The sequence below is a fragment of the Brevibacillus sedimenti genome (genome assembly GCF_020923495.1).
Taxonomy (GTDB): Bacteria; Bacillota; Bacilli; order Brevibacillales; family Brevibacillaceae; genus Brevibacillus; species Brevibacillus aydinogluensis.
Window position 1 is genome coordinate 1994601 of record NZ_CP064048.1, and the last position, 18681, is coordinate 2013281.

Here is an 18681-nt window from a genome sequence, read left to right on the forward strand (position 1 = left end):
AAAAAGCCCATTCCTGCCTCCCGCATGGGTAATAGAACGGAACCACCGCGTGTGGAAACAAAGAGAGGGACGAGATGAACGAGGCATTGATATTGCTGGCAGCGTACGGGATAGACCGGGTGGTGGGCGATCCGCGCAGTCTGCCGCATCCGGTGGTCGGAATAGGCTGGTGCATCATGGGGCTGGAGCGGCTGCTGCGCGCGCTGGTCAAGCGGGAAGAGCACCTGAAAGCGGCCGGTATTTTGTTCCCGCTGTTGATTGCAGGCGGCAGCCTTGTCGTCACCTGGGCACTGCTGTACGCGGCGGGATGGGTCCATCCCTGGCTGGCCATCGCTCTGGAAGTCTGGCTGATTTCCACCACCATTGCCACCAAAGGCTTGGCCGACGCCGGCATGGAGATTTTTCACCACCTGCAAAGAGGTGATTGGGCGGCGGCCCGCCAGTCGCTCTCCATGGTCGTCGGCCGGGACACGGAGCAGCTGGATGAATCGGAAATTTGCCGGGGGGCGGTGGAGACCGTGGCGGAGAACATCGTCGACGCGATCATCTCTCCGCTGGTGTACGCCGCGCTGGGCGGCGCGCCGCTGGCGATGGCCTATCGGGCGGCCAATACCCTGGACTCGATGGTCGGCTACAAGAACGAGAAGTACCGCAATCTCGGCTGGGCGTCGGCGCGGTTTGACGATTTGCTCAATTACCTGCCCGCCCGCCTGACCGCCCTTTTGCTCGTCGCCGTCAGTTGGCTGATACGGCTGGACTGGCGCCAGTGCTGGGCGGTAATCCGGCGCGACGCCAGGCTGCACCCCAGCCCCAACAGCGGGCTGCCGGAAGCGGGCGTGGCGGGCGCGCTCGGCGTGCAGCTTGGCGGACTCAACTACTACCAGGGCGTGCCGTCCAACCGGGCCAAGCTGGGCAATCCTCTCCGGCCGCTCCGCCCGGACGACATCGCTGCGGCGGTCCGGCTGATGAAGCTGGTGTCGGTCCTGGGGCTTGTCTTCTGCATGGCGGCGGCCTTCGCGATTTCGGTGAGCACGGGCCCATAGGGACCGTTATGGAAAGGAGGCTCCTCATGAGCGGAAAATTGTTTGTCGTCGGCTTCGGGCCGGGCAGTTTCGACCACATTACCAAGCGGGCCCGGGAAGCGATCGAGGAAAGTGACGTGATCATCGGGTACACCACCTATGTGGACTTGATCCGCGGCCTCTTGACCGATCAGGAGATCGTCAGCACCGGCATGACCGAAGAAGTGAGCCGGGCGCGGGAAGCCGTCCGGCAGGCGGAAGCAGGCAAAACAGTGGCGGTGATCTCCAGCGGCGACGCGGGCGTGTACGGCATGGCCGGGCTGATCTACGAAGTGCTGGTGGAGCAGGGCTGGTCGCGGGAGGGCGGTGTGGAGGTGGAGGTGATCCCGGGCATCTCTGCAATCAACTCCTGCGGGGCTCTGCTTGGGGCACCGATCATGCACGACGCCTGCACCATCAGCCTGAGCGACCACCTGACGCCGTGGGAACGGATCGCCAAGCGTATCGACGCGGCGGGACAGGCAGATTTCGTCATCGCCTTGTACAACCCGCGCAGCGGACGGCGGACGCGCCAAATCGTGGAGGCGCAGCGCATCCTGCTCAAGTACCGCTCGCCCGACACTCCGGTCGGCATCGTCAAAAGCGCCTATCGAGAGCGGCAGCGGATCGAGCTGACCACGCTGGGCAAGATGCTGGAGCACGACATCGGCATGCTGACGACGGTCATCATCGGCAATTCCTCCACCTTTGTCTACGACGGGCTGATGATTACCCCGCGCGGCTATCAGCGCAAGTATACGCTGTCGTCGGACGAACAGGCGCTGAAGCCGCACCAGCGACTGCGGGTGGAAAACGAGCCGTGGTCGCTGGAAGCACAGGCAGGCAGCGGCCTGGTTCAGGCGGCGCCATTTCCTGTCGCGGAGGAGTCCGCCGCGGCTGTCGCGGACATGTCGGCCGGTCAGCGAGAGCAGCCTGACGCCGTCCGGACGCCGTACGACTGGGCGATGCAGGCACTTGCTGCGCTTCATGGGGACGAGGGAGCGGCAACCGTTGCTCCGCCAGCTGGCAGGCCCCCCAGCGGGTTTGTGCCCGAAATGATTTTCGAGTGCGCAGTCAGCCCGGGGGTGGCAAACAAGAAGTTTACGCCTCGGCAGATGCTCGCGCTGGCCGAACTGGCAGGAGAAAAAGGGGAAATCGAATACACGCCGCATCACCAGATCATCCTGCGCGTCCCGACCGCCGATCCCAATACGGTGACAGAACGCCTGCGCCAGCTGGGGCTGCTGCTGATGCCGACCGGTGACGTGGTACAGGTGAAGGCGTGCGACTTCTGCGACGGGGAGAAAAAGGACGGGATTCCCTACGCAGAGGAGCTTCAGCAAAAGCTGGGCGGCCAGACGATGCCCAAGGAACTGAAGATCGGGGTCAACGGCTGCGGCATGGCCTGCTACGGCGCAGTCAAGGAAGACATCGGCATCGTCTTTCGCAAGGGAAAGGTTGACCTGTTCCTCGGCGCCAAAACGGTGGGGCGCAGCGCTCACGCCGGCATACCGGTGGCGGAGGGCATTGAGCCTGAGGAGATCGTGCCGCTGATTGAGCGGATTGTGGCGCGGTACAAGCGGGATGCCTTCCCGAACGAACGGTTTCACAAGTTTTTTCAGCGCGTCGGTGAGATTGAGGGATTTGTCTGGCAGGAGATGCCTGCGCCAAAGATTGAAAACGCCGTCTGCGGGGATTGAGTCTGCTCGCCGGTCTGGAGCGTGCCCGCGGGCGAATAAGGAGGACGAGACATGGACGCGGTGTTGTTTGTCGGCCACGGGAGCAAGGACCCCGAGGGAAACGAAGAAGTCAGGCAGTTTGTGGCCGCGTTGGCCCCGGAGTTGGACATACCCATCATCGAAACGTGTTTTCTGGAGTTTGAACAGCCGGACGTGCTGCAAGGACTGGACACCTGTGTGAAGCGAGGGGCGACCCGGGTGGCGGTCATCCCGATCATCCTGTTTTCCGCCGGCCACGCCAAGATTCACATTCCGGCGGCCATCGACGAGGCGAAGGAAAAGCATCCGCACGTGCAATTTATCTACGGGCGGCCGATTGGCGTCCACGAGCAGGTGCTGGACATATTGGCGGCGCGCATGGCGGAAGCCGGATTCGCCTCCGGGGCGGATGACGAGGAGCTGGCCGTGCTGGTCATCGGCCGGGGCAGCAGCGATCCGGACGCCAACAGTGACATCTACAAGATGTCCCGCCTGTTCTGGGAGCGATGGCGGGCGAAATGGGTGGAGACGGCCTTCATGGGCGTCACCTTTCCCCTGTACGAAGAAGGGGTGGAGCGCTGTGTCAAGCTGGGGGCGCGCCACGTGGTGGTACTGCCGTACTTTCTGTTTACCGGCGTGCTGATCAAGCGGATGGCGGATCAATTGGGGCACTTTCGCGCGCGTTATCCCGAAGTCCGCTTTACCCTGGCGGAATATTTCGGCTACCACCCGCTGCTCAAGGCGGTGCTGAAAGAGCGGGTGGAAGAGGCGCTGCACGGCGAAGTAAGGCTGAACTGTGACACCTGCCAGTACAGGCTGGCGGCGATGGAGCACATCGGCCATCATCACCACCATCATCACGACCACGATCATGGCCACGGGCATCATCACGGCCACAGTCACGATCATGACCACAGCCACGATCATGACCACAGCCGCGGCGGCAGCCATGACCACCATCACGAGCACATGCCGCAGGGGGCGAAGTAGGAGGGACGAGCGATGATTCTCGTATTGGCCGGAACCAGCGACGCACGGGAGTTGGCCCTGCGGATCATGGCGGCGGGATACGACCTGTTGACCACCGTCGTGACGGAGAACGCTGCCAAAAGCATGGCCGAAGCCGGTTTGCCGGTGCAGGTGGGCCGTCTGAACGCGGAGGACATTTGCCGGTTGATTACAGCCAAAGGCGTGCAGGCCGTGGTGGACGCAAGCCACCCCTACGCGGAAGAAGCGTCGAAAAACGCCATGGCCGGCGCCAGGGAGGCGGGTGTCCCCTACATTCGCTACGAGCGGGAAAGCGTCGCCTCACCCGGACATGACAACATCACCGTGGTGAAGGATTACGTCGAGGCGGCCGAAGTGGCGGCGCAGAAACGCGGCGTGATCATGCTGACGACCGGCAGCAAGACGCTGAAGATTTTCACCGACCGGCTGCTCGGCCTGCCGGACACGACGCTGGTCGCCCGGATGCTGCCGCGCGTGGACAACATGCAGAAGTGCGAGGAACTGGGCATCGAGCAAAAGAACATCGTCGCCATGCAGGGGCCGTTTTCCAAGGAACTGAACAAGGCGCTCTACAACCATTACGGCGTGACGCTGATGATCACCAAGGAGAGCGGCCGCGCAGGCGCGTTTGACGAAAAAGTGGAAGCGGCCCTGGAAATGGGCATCGAGACGATTGTGATCGCCCGGCCGCAGATTGAGTACGGCACTGCGTATACCGATTTTGACGGCGTCATCGGGCAGCTGCGGGAATTGGCTGTCCCTGCCGTGGGATAAACAGCCCCGGGCCCCGGGATCCGGGGCCGCTTTCGCGGGACGGGCCCGCTGACGAGATCGAAAGCTGCCTGCAAAGAAAGGGAGGAGCGCGACATGGACTTTCGCACGGAGTTTAGACCGCTGACGGTGCAGCCGCAGGAGATCGAGGACAAGAGTTTTCAGATCATTACGGAGGAGCTGGGAGAGCATCCGTTTACCGAGGAGCAGTTCCCGGTGGTGCAGCGCGTGATTCACGCTTCTGCCGACTTTGAGCTGGGACGCAGCCTGGTCTTTCACCCGGACGCCGTCCGCGCGGGCATTGAAGCCATCCGCAGCGGCAAAATCGTCGTGGCCGACGTGCAGATGGTGCAGGTGGGGATCAGCAAACAACGGATCGAAAAGTTCGGCGGTCAGGTGAAAGTGTACATCTCCGACAAGGACGTCATGGAAGAGGCGAAGCGGCTCAACACGACGCGGGCGATCATCTCCATGCGCAAGGCAGTCAAGGAGGCGGAGGGCGGCATTTTCGCCATCGGCAACGCGCCGACCGCATTGTTGGAGCTGATCCGCCTGGTGAAGGAAGGAGAGGCCAAACCGGGCCTCATCATCGGTATGCCGGTCGGATTCGTCTCCGCCGCCGAATCAAAGGAAGAGCTGGCCAAACTGGACGTGCCGTTTATCACCAACATCGGGCGCAAGGGCGGCAGTCCGGTCACCGTGGCGGCGGTCAACGCACTCTCGCTGATGGCGGAACGGTTGGGATAGGTCATGGCGGCAAAAGCGGCGACGGAAGAAAAGGAAGCCAAACCGCTCCGCCACGGCTACACCACGGGCGCGTGCGCGGCTGCGGCGACCAAGGCGGCTCTCACCGCCCTGATCACCCAAAAGCGGCAGACGCAGGCCACCATTCCCCTGCCGGCCGGCATGGATGTGACGTTTCAACTGGAGAGCTGCGAGTGGACTGCCGACGAGGCGACAGCGGGCATCATCAAGGATGGCGGAGACGACCCCGATGCGACTCACGGCGCCTTGATCCTCAGCACGGTCACCTGGCGGGACGAGCCGGGCATGGAGCTGGACGGCGGCGTCGGCGTGGGCCGGGTGACCAAGCCGGGACTGCCGGTGCCGGTCGGCGAGGCGGCGATCAACCCTGTCCCCCGGAAAATGATTCGAGAGGCGGTTCAGTCCGTGCTGGGAGAGTACGGCGTGGAGCGGGGCGTGCGCGTGGTTATTTCCGTGCCCGCCGGAGAGGAGATCGCGAAAAAGACGATGAACGGGCGGCTCGGCATCGTCGGCGGCATTTCCATTCTCGGCACGCGCGGCATTGTCGTCCCCTTTTCCACTGCCGCCTACAAGGCCAGCATCGCTCAGGCGATCAACGTGGCCCGCGAGGCGGGATGCGCGCACCTCGTGCTGTCCACCGGCGGCAAAAGCGAGCAGTTCGGCATGCAGCTGTACCCCGAACTGCCGGAGGAAGCATTCATCGAGATGGGGGATTTTGTCGGGTTTTCCCTGCAGCAGTGCAAGCGTAAGCAGGTGAAAAAGGTAACCCTGGTCGGGATGATGGGGAAGTTCTCCAAAGTGGCCCAAGGGGTGATGATGGTTCATTCCAAGAGCGCGCCGGTCAATTTTGATTTTCTCGCCGGGCTTGCGGCCGAGGCGGGGGCGCCCGACGAGCTGGTGCGGCAGGCGAAAGAAGCCAATACAGCAGCACAGGTGGGCGACTTGATGGCGGATTGCCCCGCTTTTTTTGACAAGCTGTGCGAAAGCTGCTGCCGCGCCGGCCTGAAGGAAGTGGGCGGCGGCATGGAGATTGAGACTGTGTTGATTACGATGAAAGGGTCCCTGTTGGGAAGGGTGACAGTGAATGACACAGGCGATTAAGGTGATCGGAATCGGGGACGACGGACAGCAGAGCTTGCTGCCGTTGTACCGCACATGGATCATGGAGAGCGAACTTTTGGTCGGGGGAGAACGGCACCTCTCCTTTTTTCCCGAGTACACGGGCGAAAAGCTGGTGCTGAAGGGAGGCCTGATGGCGCTGGCGGACCGGTTGCGCGAGGAGAAGCGGAAAACGGTAATCCTCGCCTCGGGCGATCCGCTGTTTTACGGCGTTGGCAGCCTGCTGGCCAAAAAGCTGCACGTGGAAATTTACCCGCATCTCAGCTCGATTCAGCTCGCCTTTGCCAGAATGGGCGAATCGTGGCAGGATGCCTACTTTGCCAGCGTGCACGGGCGCAGCATGAAGGGACTGGCGCAGCGGATCGACGGCAGGGACAAGGTGGCCCTTTTGACCGATCGCCAGAACAATCCCGCCGCCATCGCCCGCTACCTGCTTTCGTTTGGCATGACCGAGTACGACGCGTTTGTAGGCGAAAACCTGGGCAGCCAGGAAGAGCGGAGCGGCTGGTACACGCTGGAGGAGATGGCGGAGGGCACCTTTTCCGACCTGAACGTGGTGATCCTGCGCAGGCGGCGGGAGAGTCCTGTCTGGCCGCTCGGCATCGCCGACGAAGCGTTTGCCCAGCGCAAGCCGGACAAAGGGCTGATTACAAAAAAGGAAGTGCGCATACTCAGCCTGGCGCAGATGCAGCTTCACGTCAAAAGCGTCGTCTGGGACATCGGCACCTGCACCGGTTCGGTGGCGATTGAAGCGGCGCGGATCGCCCGGGAAGGCGAGGTGTACGCGGTGGAAAAAAACGCGGACGATTTGGAAAACTGCCGCCAGAACATGGCCAGGTTCCGCACCGATTTCACCGTCGTGCACGCCAGAGCGCCGGAGGGCCTGGAGCAGTTTCCCGATCCGGACGCGGTTTTTATCGGCGGCAGCGGCGGCGAACTGCGTGAGCTTTTGCGCGTATGCTGCAGCCGCTTGAGGCCAAACGGCCGGATCGTCGTCAATGCGGCCACGATCGAGACGCTGTACGCGGCGCTGCAGGCGTTTGCGGAGGAACACTTTGAGACGGCGGTGACGCTGACGCAGCTGTCGCGCAGCAAGCCAATCCTGAACATGACCCGGTTCGAGGGGCTCAACCCCGTCTACATCATCACTGCCTGGGCCAAACAGGAGGGGAGACAGAGAGGAGGAGACAGCGCATGAGCGGGATTGGAACCCTGTACGGCATCGGCGTCGGCCCCGGCGATCCGGAGCTGATTACGGTCAAGGCATTTCGCCTGCTGCAGCAGGCGCCGGTGGTCGCCTACCCGAAAAAGCGGATGGGCAGCAAAAGCTACGCCCACCAGATTGCAGAGTTGTACGTCAAGCCTTCGGACGGCAAGGAGATGCTCGGACTGGTCTTTCCGATGACCAAGGACAAGGACGTGCTGGAGCGGGAGTGGGCCAACACAGTGAAGATTGTCTGGGAGCGGCTGCGCCAAGGCAAGGACGTCGCCTTTGTCACCGAGGGCGATCCGCTGTTTTACAGCACGTTTATTCACATGATGCGGGTGATGCAGGCGGCACATCCCGAGGTGCGGATCGTCTCCGTGCCGGGCGTCTCCTCGTTTCTCGGCGCCGCTTCCCGGCTCGGCCTGCCGCTTGCGGACGGCGATGAGCAGATCGGCATCATTCCGGCCACGGACGACCGGGAGGCGATGCGACAGGCGCTGCTTTCGCACGACTGCGTCGTCTTTTTGAAGGTGGCCAAGGTGCTGCCGATGATCATCGGGCTGCTGCGCGAGCTGGATCTCGTCGACAAGGCGGCCGTCGCCACGAAAGTGACCTCCGCCGAAGAAATGGTGTGGACGGACGTCCGCGAGCTGGAGCGGGCAGAGCTTGGTTACCTTACACTGATGGTGGTGAAAAGGACATGAAACTGTACATCGTGGGAGCGGGTCCTGGCGATCCCGATCTGATTACCGTAAAAGGGCTGAAACTGCTGCAGCAGGCGGATGTCGTCCTCTACACCGACTCGCTCGTCAGCGGCGAACTGGCGGCTAAGGCCAAGCCGGGCGCGGAAATCCTGCAAAGCTCCGGCATGGCACTGGAAGAAATGGTGGACTTGATGGTCGACCGCGTCCGCCAGGGGAAAACAGTGGTCCGGCTGCACACCGGCGACCCGTCCGTCTACGGCGCGACGATGGAGCAGATCGCTCTCCTGAAACAGGCGGGCATAGACGTGGAGATCGTGCCGGGTGTCAGCTCCGTCTTTGCCGCGGCGGCGGCGCTGGGGGCGGAATTGACCATCCCCGAGCTGACGCAGACGCTGATCCTCACCAGGGCGGAGGGGCGCACTCCGGTGCCGGAACGGGAAAAGCTGCGTGCGCTGGCGGAGCATCACTGCACGATCGCCCTGTTTTTGAGCGCCACCCTGACGAAAAAAGTGGTCCGCGAGCTGACGGAAGCTGGCTGGAGCGAAGACACGCCGGTGGCGGTGGTGCAGCGGGCAAGCTGGCCGGACCAGGTGATCGTCCGCACCACGCTGAAAGATCTGGACGAAGAGATGGCCAAGCACGGCATCCGCTCGCACGCGATGATTCTGGCCGGCTGGGCGCTTGACCCGTCGCTACACGAAAAGAGCAGGCAGCACCGCTCCAGGCTGTACGACAAATCCTTTACCCATGGGTACAGAAAAGGTGTGACAGAGGGATGATCATCGAATTGACGGAAGGAGAGATTCCCGCCATCCGGCAGAAAGGGGAGTACGCGATCATCGCCATCACCAAGCACGGTGTGGAGATGGCGCGCCGGCTCTACGCGTCGTTTCCGGGGACGGATCTCTACTACATGAGCAAGTTTGCCAAGGGCGACGAGGAAGCAAAGGGCATCCAGCTGTTTTCCGGCAGCGTTCGCCTGCTGTTTCCCGCGCTTTGGCCGGCCTACAAGGGACTGATCGTGATTATCTCGCTCGGTGCCGTCGTGCGAATGATCGCACCGCTATTGACGGACAAAAAGACCGATCCCGGTGTGGTGGTGATCGACGACAAGGGAGAACATGTGATCAGCGTGCTGTCCGGACACCTCGGCGGCGCTAACGAACTGGCGCGGGAAGTGGCTGCGGTGATGGGAGCGCGGCCGGTGATCACGACCGCCTCCGACGTGCAGAAGACGATCCCTGTCGACCTGTTTGGCCGCCGTTTTGGCTGGGAGTGGGAGTCCGCAGATAAGCTAACCCCGGTCAGCGCCTCCGTGGTCAATGAGGAACGCGTCGCCGTAGTGCAGGAGTCGGGGGAGCGGAACTGGTGGATGCACGACACGCCGATGCCCCCCAACATTCGGGTGTACGAGACCATACCGGATGCGCTGGCTGACCGGCCGCAAGCGGCGCTGGTGGTGACGCACCGTCTGCTTACCCGCGAGGAACAAGCCATTTTGGACAACGGGGTCCTGTACCGGCCCAAGGTGATTGTGCTCGGCATCGGCTGCAACCGCGGCACGTCGGCGGAAGAGATCGAGGCGGTGATCAAGGAAACGCTGGAGGAGCTGCAATTCTCCGTGAAGAGCGTCAAGGCGGTGGCCACGATCGACTTGAAAAAGGATGAAGCAGGTCTGATCGCCGTGTGTGAAAAATACGGCTGGCCGTTTGTCTGGTATGCGCCGGATGAGCTGAACCGCGTGCCGATGGAGGAGCCGTCGGACACGGTGTTCAAGTACACCGGCGCGTACGGGGTGAGCGAACCGGCGGCCAAGCTGTACGCGGGCGTGGAGAAACTGGTGCTGACCAAGAAAAAATCGGGCAACGTCACCATATCTGTGGGACTGATGCCGTACGGCGAGGAGGGACGTCCATGCGTGCCAACCACCGCCGGATCGTGATCGCCGGAACGGGCAGCGGTGCCGGCAAGACGACCGTCACCATCGGCCTGATGGCGGCCTTGAAGAAAAAAGGGTACGTCGTCCAGGGATTCAAGTGCGGCCCGGATTACATCGACCCGACCTACCACACGGCAGTGACAGGAAGGGTGTCGCGAAACCTGGACAGTTGGATGCTGCCGCACGACACCGTCCGGGAGATTTTTGCCCGTGGTTCGGAAGGGGCGGACATCGCCGTGATCGAGGGCGTGATGGGCATGTACGACGGCAAGGAGCCGACCAGCGACCGGGGCAGCACGGCGGAAATCAGCCTGCTGACGGCATCGCCCGTGCTGCTGGTGGTCAACTGCCAGAGCATGGCCCGCAGCGCGGCAGCCATCGTCAAGGGCTTTCAAATGCTCAACCCGCAGGTGAAGATCGTCGGCGTGATCGCAAACAAAGCGGGCAGCGAGGGGCACTTTCAGATCATCAAGGCTGCCGTCGAGCAGGAGTGCGGCGTGCCGGTCGTGGGCTACCTCAGGCGGGAGGACGGCCTGGAAATCCCCGAACGCCATCTCGGCCTGGTGCCGTCGGTGGAACGGGGCGAACTGCAGCCGCTGTTTGACCGTCTGGCCGAACGGGTGGCGGAGTCTGTGGATGTAGACCGCATCTGGGAGCTGGCGCAGGCAGAACCGTTTTCTGCGGAGCGGAAGCTGTTTGCTCCCGTCCCCTTAGTTCCCAAAGAGAAGCGGGTGAAGATCGCCGTCGCCAGGGACGCGGCATTCCACTTTTACTATCCGGAAAACCTGGAGCTGCTGGAGGCAAACGGAGCGGAACTTCTCTCTTTCTCCCCGCTGGCTGGCGAGCCCGTGCCGCAGGAGGCGGACGGCCTCTATATCGGCGGCGGGTTTCCCGAGGAGTTTGCCGCCGAGCTGTCGCGCAGCCGGACGGTGTTGGAGTCGATCCGCCGGGCTGTGCGCGATGGACTGCCGACGCTGGCGGAGTGCGGCGGATTCATGTACCTGACCGATGCGATCGTGACGACGGACGGACACACCTACCCGATGGCCGGAATCATCCCCGGCGCGGTGACGATGCAGAAACGGCTGGCCGCGCTCGGCTACCGGGAGGTGCAGGGGACAGCGGAAAACTTCCTGATCGGCCCGGACGAACTCGTCCATGGGCACGAGTTTCACTACTCCACGTTTGCGCCTGAACACACGATGCCGTACGCGTATCAGACAAAGGGACTGCGCGGCACGAAACCGGAGGGGTACGCCCGCGGCAATCTGGTGGCCGGCTACACCCATCTGCACTTCGCTTCCAACCCCGCCCTGCCCAAGCGCTGGGTGGAGCGGTGTCGGGAGGTGAAGGCGCGTGGCTAAGGCATTGCCGCTAATGATTCAGGGAACCAGTTCTGACGCCGGGAAGAGCGTGCTGGCGACGGCCTTTTGCCGCATCTTTGCCCAGGACGGCTACAAGACAGCTCCTTTCAAATCGCAAAACATGGCGCTCAACTCCTACGTCACCCTGGACGGCAAGGAGATCGGACGGGCGCAGGGCGTGCAGGCGGAGGCGGCCGGCATCGTCGCCACCACCGACATGAATCCGATCCTGATCAAGCCGACCAGGGACGCGGAATCGCAGATTGTGGTCGATGGCGAACCGTACGCCAACATGAAGGCGCTCGCCTACCGCAGCGATTTTTTTGAGGAGGGACTGCGCGTGATCCGGGAAGCGTACGGCCGGCTGGCTGCTGCGTACGAGCGGATCGTGATCGAGGGAGCGGGCAGTCCGGCCGAGGTCAACCTGAACGATCGGGAATTGGTCAACATGCGGGTGGCTCGCCTCGCCAACGCGCCGGTCATCCTGGTGGCCGACATCGAACGGGGCGGCGTCTTCGCCAGCCTGGTAGGTACGCTGCAATTGCTGGAGCCGCAGGATCGGGAGCGGGTGATCGGCGTGATCATCAACCGGTTTCGCGGCGATTTGTCCCTGCTCAAGCCGGGGCTGGACTGGTTTGAACAGTATACGGGCAAACCGGTGCTGGGCGTCGTTCCGTTCATTCCCGACCTGTGGATCGACGCGGAGGATTCGCTCATCCTGCACCGCTACCAGGGGCAAACGGAAACGGCCCGGGAGATTGATGTCGCCGTGATCCGCTATCCGCGCATTTCCAACTTTACCGACGCCGATCCGTTTTTCGTCGAGCCGGACTGCACCGTGCGCTATGTCTCCCGGCCGGAAGAGCTGGGGCAGCCCGATCTGATTCTGCTCCCCGGCAGCAAAAACACGCTGGAAGACCTCTTGTTCCTGCGTAAGACGGGTTTGGAGCGGGCAATTCTCGCGCTGCATGAGGCAGGACGCTCGTATCTGGTCGGCCTGTGCGGCGGCTATCAGATGCTGGGCCGGACGATCAACGACCCGGACGGGGTGGAATCCCCGCGTCAATCGGTGGAAGGCATGGGCTTGATCCCGATGACGACCACGCTGGAGCGGCGCAAGATCACCGTTCAGAGCAGCGGCGAAGCGTCATTTGCAGGCCGGCGGATTCGGCTGGAGGGATACGAAATCCACATGGGGCGTTCCGTATTTGCCGACGGGGCGGCTCCGTTCATCCGGCTTGCCGATCGCGCCGAGGGGTTTTATGATCCCAAGCGGCGGGTGCTCGGCACGTATCTGCACGGATTGTTTCACAACGATGAATTCCGCTGGATGCTGCTCGATGAGCTGCGCGCACGGAAGGGACTGGCGCCGCTTGGCGAACGGCCGTCATTTGTCGCGCTGCGGGAACGCGGCTTCGACCTGCTGGCCGACTGCGTCAGGAGACACGTGCGGCTGGATCTGATCGAGGAGCAGATGAGAGCGTTTCAGGAAAATGGGGTGAGAAAATGAACACAAACAGGACACAACCGTATGGAAAAATAGAACCGCTGAACGAAGCGGCTGCGATCGAGGCCAGACGCCGCGTGGATCAGCTGACAAAACCGCTGGGCAGCCTGGGCCGGCTGGAAGAGCTGGCTGTCCGGCTGGCGGCGATGACGGGTAACGCGCTTCCTTCCGTAACGCCGCCCGGCGTGCTGGTCTTTGCCGCCGACCACGGCGTGGCCGCCGAAGGAGTCTCCGCTTATCCGCAGGAAGTGACTGTCCAGATGGTCGCCAACTTCGCGGCCGGGGGAGCGGCGATCAACGTCTTTTCCCGCCAGATCGGAGCTCTGCTGCACGTGGTGGACGTGGGGGTGGCTGCCGATGTGAAAGTGCCTGGGGTGTGGCGAAAAAAAATCAGGCCCGGCACCGGCAACATGCTGCGGGAGGAGGCCATGACCCTGGATGAGGCGGAGCGTGCCATCCGAGTCGGCCTGGAGAGCGCCGAAGCGATCATCGACGAGGGAGCAAAGCTGTTGATCATCGGTGAGATGGGAATCGGAAACACTACGGCCAGCAGCGCCCTGCTGGCGGCGCTTACCGGTGCGCAGCCGGACGAATTGGTGGGCCGTGGGACAGGTGTCGACGACGCGGCCTGGGAGCGGAAAAAAGCAGTCGTCAAACAGGCCCTCGACCGGCATCGCCCCGACCCGGATCGGCCGCTGGAGGCGCTGGCCAAAGTAGGCGGTCTGGAAATCGGCGCCATGGCAGGAGCCGTGCTCGGAGCCGCGGCACGCCGCATCCCCGTGCTGGTGGACGGCTTCATCTCCACGGTGGCGGCACTGCTGGCCGTCCGTCTCAATCCGGGAGCGGCTGACTACCTGATTGCGGGCCACCGCTCCCAGGAACCGGGTCATCTCCACGCGCTCCGGGCACTGGGCATGGAGCCGCTGATCGACCTGGGCCTCAGGCTGGGAGAAGGAAGCGGGGCGGCGGTGGCGTTTCCGATCGTGGAGGCGGCCACCCGGATGATTCGGGAGATGGCGACATTTGAGTCGGCAGGGGTGAGCAATCGATGACGCAGCGCGGCAAGGTGTACCTTGTCGGTGCGGGCCCGGGCGATCCCAAGCTGATCACCGTCAAAGGGCTGGAGTGTTTGCGTGCGGCGGATGTCGTCATCTACGACCGCTTGGCCAATCCGGCGCTGTTGGAGCACGTCCGGGAAGACGCCGAGCGCATCTACTGCGGCAAACTGCCGCACAACCACACCATGCGGCAGGAGGCGATCAACGAGCTGCTGGCGGAAAAGGCGTTGGAGGGCAAAACGGTCGTCCGGCTCAAGGGCGGTGATCCGTGCGTGTTTGGCCGGGTTGGTGAAGAAGCGGAGCATTTGGCGCAAAGGGGCGTTCCGTTTGAAATCGTTCCCGGCGTTACGGCCGGCATCGCCGCTCCCGCCTACGCCGGCATCCCGGTCACGCATCGGGAGCACGGCTCTTCCTTTGCCATGGTGACCGGGCACTTGAGCGGCGGCAAATCGGCAGAGGAGGAGGAAAGGTGGCGGGCGCTGGCACGCGGCGTGGACACAGTCGCCTTTTACATGGGGATTGCCAATCTGCCGCTGATTTGTGCCCGGCTCCTGGAACATGGACGCCGGCCGGACACGCCCGTCGCCGTGATCGCCAGGGGGACGCTGCCGGAGCAGGCGACAGTGACCGGGAGTCTGGCCACCATCGTGGAAACAGTCCAGCGCCACCCTGGCATCTCCAACCCCGCGATCATTCTGGTCGGAGACGTGGTACAATTGCGGGAGAAGATCAAGTGGTTCGAGGAGTGAGGCAGGGTGCGGCTCTACCCGATGATGGCGAATCTGCGGGACAAACAGTGTCTTGTCGTCGGTGGAGGACGTGTGGCGGAGCGAAAGATTGGCGGCCTGCTGAACACAGGAGCCGTCGTCACGGTCGTCAGTCCCGCCTGCACGCCGACAGTCCAGTCGTGGGCGGAAGCGGGGCGCATTACGCTGCACCGCCGCCGGTTTGACCCTGACGACGTGCGGGACGCGGTCGTGGTGATCGCAGCCACGGACGATCCCGGCGTCAATCTGGCCGTTCACCGGGCGTGCGGCTCGCACCAGTGGGTCAACATTGTGGACCGCCCCGACTTGTGCACGTTTACCGTCCCGTCCGTGGTGGAGCGGGGCGACTTGCAGATCGCCATATCCACGGGCGGACACAACCCCGGTCTGGCAAAAAAACTGCGCCGGCAGTTGGAGGAGCAGTTCGGTCCGGAGTACGCAGAATACACAGCCTTTTTGGGCGCGATGCGGGACAGGGTGCTCGCGCTCGGACTGGACGAGACACAGCGCCGGGCCGTTCTGGCCGAACTGCTGGACGACCGCTTCCTGCGGTTGACTGCGGCGGGAGAGACAAAGCGGCGCGATCAGGAAGCGGAGCAGGTGTTCCGAACCCTGGGGAAACCTTGAATGAAATCTCGTGAACCGGAAGCCCGGACAACGGGTGTTCCGGTTCTTTTGCTTTTTCCGGCCAAAGTTGTATAATTTTAGCGATATCTGTTTCATTTCGCAACATATTGGGGGCAAGAACATGGCGAAAATCAAGGTAAAAGGCATCGCGCCGTACCCGGGCTTGCGTGATTTGCTGCTGGACATTGCAAAAGAAGACGACCGGATCGAGATGGATGTGGAAATCGCCGATCTGGAAGAGGCTCTGCCCATTGTGCTGCAGGCCGAGAAGCAAAGGTATGACGCGATTGTCAGCCGCGGCGGAACGGCTCAGCTCATCCGCAAGCACGTGTCCATTCCGGTCGTGGACATTCCCGTCTCCGGATACGACATCCTGCGTGTGCTCACATTGATCAAGGATTCCAACAGCAAGCCGGCCATCATCGGCTTCCCGGGAATCTGCCAGGGGGCGGCGACGGTCTCCAGCCTGCTCAACCTTGAAATACCCGTTTACCCTGTTCACCATGAGTCGGAAGTCAGAGGCGCGCTGGAGCGTGCGACCAATCAGGGCGCGCAAATCGTACTGGGCGATGTCGTCACGGTGAGGACCGCACAGGAAATGGGTTATCACGGCATCCTCATCACGTCTGGCCGCGAGTCCGTCCAGGAGATGTTGACGGAGCTGGTGTACGTCCACGATATCTACATGAAGGGGCTGGAAAAGGCGCGCTTTTACGAGGAACTCCTGCAGCACGACACGACAGGCGTGCTGGCGGTGCGTGCGAACGGCGACATCCTGTACGCGAATCCGGCGGCGCAGGCGTGGCTGGGCAATGCCGACGAGATTCCGCCGGCAGTTGCGTCCCTGCTTTCCGCCGACCAGCCGGACGGCACAACGGTCACAGCGGAACACGTGGCGATACAAGGCCGTTTGTGCGATATCCGGATTGCTGCCCGCACAAAGGAGGAGCCGTCCGCTTTCATGCTCTACCTGCAGGATAGCAAGGGCGTGCCGCCACAGCCATTCCGGGAGATACAGACGCCGGAGCGGCTGGCTGCGTTTGCGCAGGTGATCGGGTCCAGCCGGGAGATTGCGAAAACGGTAAAGCGGGCCCAGACATACGCGCAGACGAACAAAAGCGTCTGGCTCACCGGGGAGATGGGCAGCGGCCGCATGCATTTTGCCCAGGCTATCCACGCAGCGAGCAGACAAGGCCGGCACCGATTCTATTCCGTCTGCTGTTCATCCGCAGAGGAAGAGAGGCTGGCGGAAGAACTGTTCGGAACGGAAGGAAAACCAGGTTTGCTTGCAACCGCATCTGGAGGAACCCTGTACCTGGAGGAAGTGGACAAGCTGCCTGTTCGCCTGCAGGATCAGTTGGCGGCCGAGCTGCAAAAAGGGGGGCGGCTGCGGCTGATTGCCTCCTCCCCCCTGTCGCCCGGACAGGTCGCGAAACGAGGCGGCTTTTCCTCTCATCTGCTCCACCAGCTCGCCGAGTGCCAACTGCGCATTCCTCCGCTGCGGGAACGCGTAGAGGACATAGGAGAATTGGCGCGTGTGCTCATCGCCCATCACAATTCGGCGTACGGCAAGCACATCGTCGGCATCAGGGAAGAGGTAATTGAACGGCTCGCCGAATACGACTGGCCCGGCAACCTGAAAGAATTCCAAAACGTCGTGGAAGAAATGCTGCTGCTGACGGAGGGCCACTATGTGGGCCTGGAAGAATGGCAGGAAGCGTGGCAGCGGTACAGTGCGGAAACACGGGCCGGAAACGCGGGGCTGCCCCTGGGCGAATTGAATTTGGAGGGAACTTGGGAAGAGATTGAACGGCAAATTTTGCTGCACGTGCTGAAAGAAGAAGGCATGAATCAATCACGCGCGGCCAAACGATTGGGCATCAATCGAACAACGCTGTGGAGAAAATTAGGAGATGTGTTGAAAAAATAAACAGTTTGAATATTGAATCTCCCCTTTGATTCGTCTTACAATGACTATTGAAAACGATTTCAAATAGTTATTGTTTCATTTTTAAACAATGACATCAAAGGGGGCACTTGCGCATGAAAATTAAAGCATCCATTGAACGGATTCCGGGCGGGATGATGATCATTCCGCTGCTGCTCGGTGCGGTGATCAATACCGTGTTTCCCGAGGCGGCGAAGACGTTTGGTTCGTTTACAGGCGCGCTTTTGACCGGCTCACTCCCGATTCTGGCTGTTTTCTATGTGTGCATGGGCGCGACCATCGACTTCAAGGCGACGCCGTATATCGCGAAAAAGGGCGGTGCCCTGCTGGCTGCCAAAGTGGGGACGGCTGTCGTGCTTGGCTTTATCGCAGCGAAATTTCTCGGCGAAGGCATGATTGAAAGCGGATTCTTTGCCGGAGTGTCCGTATTGGCGATCGTGGCCGCGATGAACGACACGAATGGCGGCATGTACATGGCCCTGATGGGACAGTTCGGGAAAAAGGAAGACGTCGGGGCGTACTCGATCATGAGTCTGGAGTCGGGGCCGTTCCTGACGATGGTGACGCTGGGTGTGGCAGGTCTTTCCGCCTTTCCCTGGGAAACGCTGGTCGGCGCCATTTTGCCGCTCGTCGTCGGCATGATCCTCGGCAACCTCGACAAAGACATGCGCGACTATCTGGGCAAAGCCGTGCCGGTACTGGTGCCGTTCTTCGCCTTTGCGCTCGGCGCAGGTCTGAATCTTCAGAATGTGTGGAAAGCCGGCCTGCTGGGGGTATTGTTGGGAGTGGCGGTGGTCGCCATCACCGGCATCGTGCTTTTTGCCGCAGACAAATTGACCGGCGGCAACGGCATTGCCGGTTTGGCTGCAGCCACCACCGCGGGTAACGCCGTGGGTGTGCCGGCCGCAGTAGCTGCCGCCAATCCCGTGTACGAACCATTGGTGCCGTCGGCAACGGCGCTGATCGCTTCCTGCGTGATCGTGACCGCCATTCTGGCACCGATCGTAACGGCTTGGTGGGCGAAGCGGATCGGCGTCAACAGCAACACGGCTCAATGATGAGCTATCGAGAAGAAGGGAGGGTCCCGCGGCAGGCGGCTCGGGACGCTCCGCTTCGAT

Annotated in this window: 17 protein-coding genes; all 17 read left to right on the forward strand. The window is 62.2% G+C overall.

Features of this window, described 5'->3' with window-relative positions:
- The first annotated feature begins 74 nt into the window (after nucleotides 1–74).
- Nucleotides 75–1043 (forward strand): adenosylcobinamide-phosphate synthase CbiB, encoded by a 969-nt coding sequence (gene cbiB / locus IRT44_RS09865; protein WP_171565843.1) that lies wholly within the window; start codon nucleotides 75–77, stop codon nucleotides 1041–1043.
- Between the two features lie 26 nt (nucleotides 1044–1069).
- Nucleotides 1070–2761, forward strand: a complete 1692-nt coding sequence (cobJ, locus tag IRT44_RS09870) for a precorrin-3B C(17)-methyltransferase (RefSeq protein ID WP_230076597.1) — start codon at nucleotides 1070–1072, stop codon at nucleotides 2759–2761.
- Between the two features lie 51 nt (nucleotides 2762–2812).
- Nucleotides 2813–3769 carry a sirohydrochlorin chelatase gene (locus IRT44_RS09875; protein WP_171565841.1) on the forward strand — a complete coding sequence of 319 codons (957 nt, stop codon included), beginning with the start codon at nucleotides 2813–2815 and terminating at the stop codon, nucleotides 3767–3769.
- 12 nt (nucleotides 3770–3781) lie between these two features.
- On the forward strand, nucleotides 3782–4561 hold the full coding sequence (gene cobK / locus IRT44_RS09880) for a precorrin-6A reductase (protein WP_212132326.1): 780 nt from the start codon (nucleotides 3782–3784) through the stop codon (nucleotides 4559–4561).
- 93 nt (nucleotides 4562–4654) lie between these two features.
- The gene (locus IRT44_RS09885; RefSeq protein ID WP_171565839.1) at nucleotides 4655–5305 is read left to right on the forward strand and encodes a precorrin-8X methylmutase; all 651 of its coding nucleotides are present in this window, start codon (nucleotides 4655–4657) and stop codon (nucleotides 5303–5305) included.
- Between the two features lie 3 nt (nucleotides 5306–5308).
- Nucleotides 5309–6424, forward strand: coding sequence for a cobalt-precorrin-5B (C(1))-methyltransferase (locus tag IRT44_RS09890; protein WP_212132324.1), 1116 nt, complete (start codon nucleotides 5309–5311; stop codon nucleotides 6422–6424).
- On the forward strand, nucleotides 6408–7640 hold the full coding sequence (gene cbiE / locus IRT44_RS09895) for a precorrin-6y C5,15-methyltransferase (decarboxylating) subunit CbiE (RefSeq protein WP_230076598.1): 1233 nt from the start codon (nucleotides 6408–6410) through the stop codon (nucleotides 7638–7640). The genes IRT44_RS09890 and cbiE overlap by 17 nt, the downstream gene beginning before the upstream one ends.
- A complete protein-coding gene (gene cobI, locus IRT44_RS09900; protein WP_230076599.1) occupies nucleotides 7637–8353 on the forward strand; it encodes a precorrin-2 C(20)-methyltransferase in 717 nt (238 codons plus the stop codon). Before cbiE ends, cobI begins: the two co-directional genes overlap by 4 nt.
- On the forward strand, nucleotides 8350–9132 hold the full coding sequence (gene cobM / locus IRT44_RS09905) for a precorrin-4 C(11)-methyltransferase (RefSeq protein WP_230076600.1): 783 nt from the start codon (nucleotides 8350–8352) through the stop codon (nucleotides 9130–9132). The genes cobI and cobM overlap by 4 nt, the downstream gene beginning before the upstream one ends.
- A complete protein-coding gene (locus IRT44_RS09910) occupies nucleotides 9129–10295 on the forward strand; it encodes a cobalt-precorrin 5A hydrolase (RefSeq protein ID WP_171565834.1) in 1167 nt (388 codons plus the stop codon). Before cobM ends, IRT44_RS09910 begins: the two co-directional genes overlap by 4 nt.
- Nucleotides 10268–11656, forward strand: coding sequence for a cobyrinic acid a,c-diamide synthase CobB (locus IRT44_RS09915; RefSeq protein ID WP_230076601.1), 1389 nt, complete (start codon nucleotides 10268–10270; stop codon nucleotides 11654–11656). Before IRT44_RS09910 ends, IRT44_RS09915 begins: the two co-directional genes overlap by 28 nt.
- Entirely contained in the window at nucleotides 11649–13166 is a 1518-nt protein-coding gene (locus IRT44_RS09920; RefSeq protein WP_230076602.1) for a cobyric acid synthase, read from the forward strand. The genes IRT44_RS09915 and IRT44_RS09920 overlap by 8 nt, the downstream gene beginning before the upstream one ends.
- The gene (gene cobT / locus IRT44_RS09925; RefSeq protein WP_230076603.1) at nucleotides 13163–14215 is read left to right on the forward strand and encodes a nicotinate-nucleotide--dimethylbenzimidazole phosphoribosyltransferase; all 1053 of its coding nucleotides are present in this window, start codon (nucleotides 13163–13165) and stop codon (nucleotides 14213–14215) included. Before IRT44_RS09920 ends, cobT begins: the two co-directional genes overlap by 4 nt.
- Nucleotides 14212–14970: a uroporphyrinogen-III C-methyltransferase gene (gene cobA, locus IRT44_RS09930; RefSeq protein ID WP_230076604.1), complete on the forward strand. Its 759-nt coding sequence runs from the start codon at nucleotides 14212–14214 to the stop codon at nucleotides 14968–14970. The genes cobT and cobA overlap by 4 nt, the downstream gene beginning before the upstream one ends.
- A gap of 6 nt (nucleotides 14971–14976) precedes the next feature.
- Complete coding sequence (locus IRT44_RS09935; protein ID WP_212132319.1) at nucleotides 14977–15615, forward strand: precorrin-2 dehydrogenase/sirohydrochlorin ferrochelatase family protein; 639 nt, start codon at nucleotides 14977–14979, stop codon at nucleotides 15613–15615.
- A 121-nt stretch (nucleotides 15616–15736) separates the two neighbouring features.
- The gene (locus tag IRT44_RS09940; protein ID WP_230076605.1) at nucleotides 15737–17545 is read left to right on the forward strand and encodes a sigma-54-dependent Fis family transcriptional regulator; all 1809 of its coding nucleotides are present in this window, start codon (nucleotides 15737–15739) and stop codon (nucleotides 17543–17545) included.
- Nucleotides 17546–17658: 113 nt separating this feature from the next.
- Nucleotides 17659–18621 carry a 2-keto-3-deoxygluconate permease gene (locus tag IRT44_RS09945; protein WP_212132317.1) on the forward strand — a complete coding sequence of 321 codons (963 nt, stop codon included), beginning with the start codon at nucleotides 17659–17661 and terminating at the stop codon, nucleotides 18619–18621.
- The last annotated feature ends 60 nt before the right edge of the window (nucleotides 18622–18681 follow it).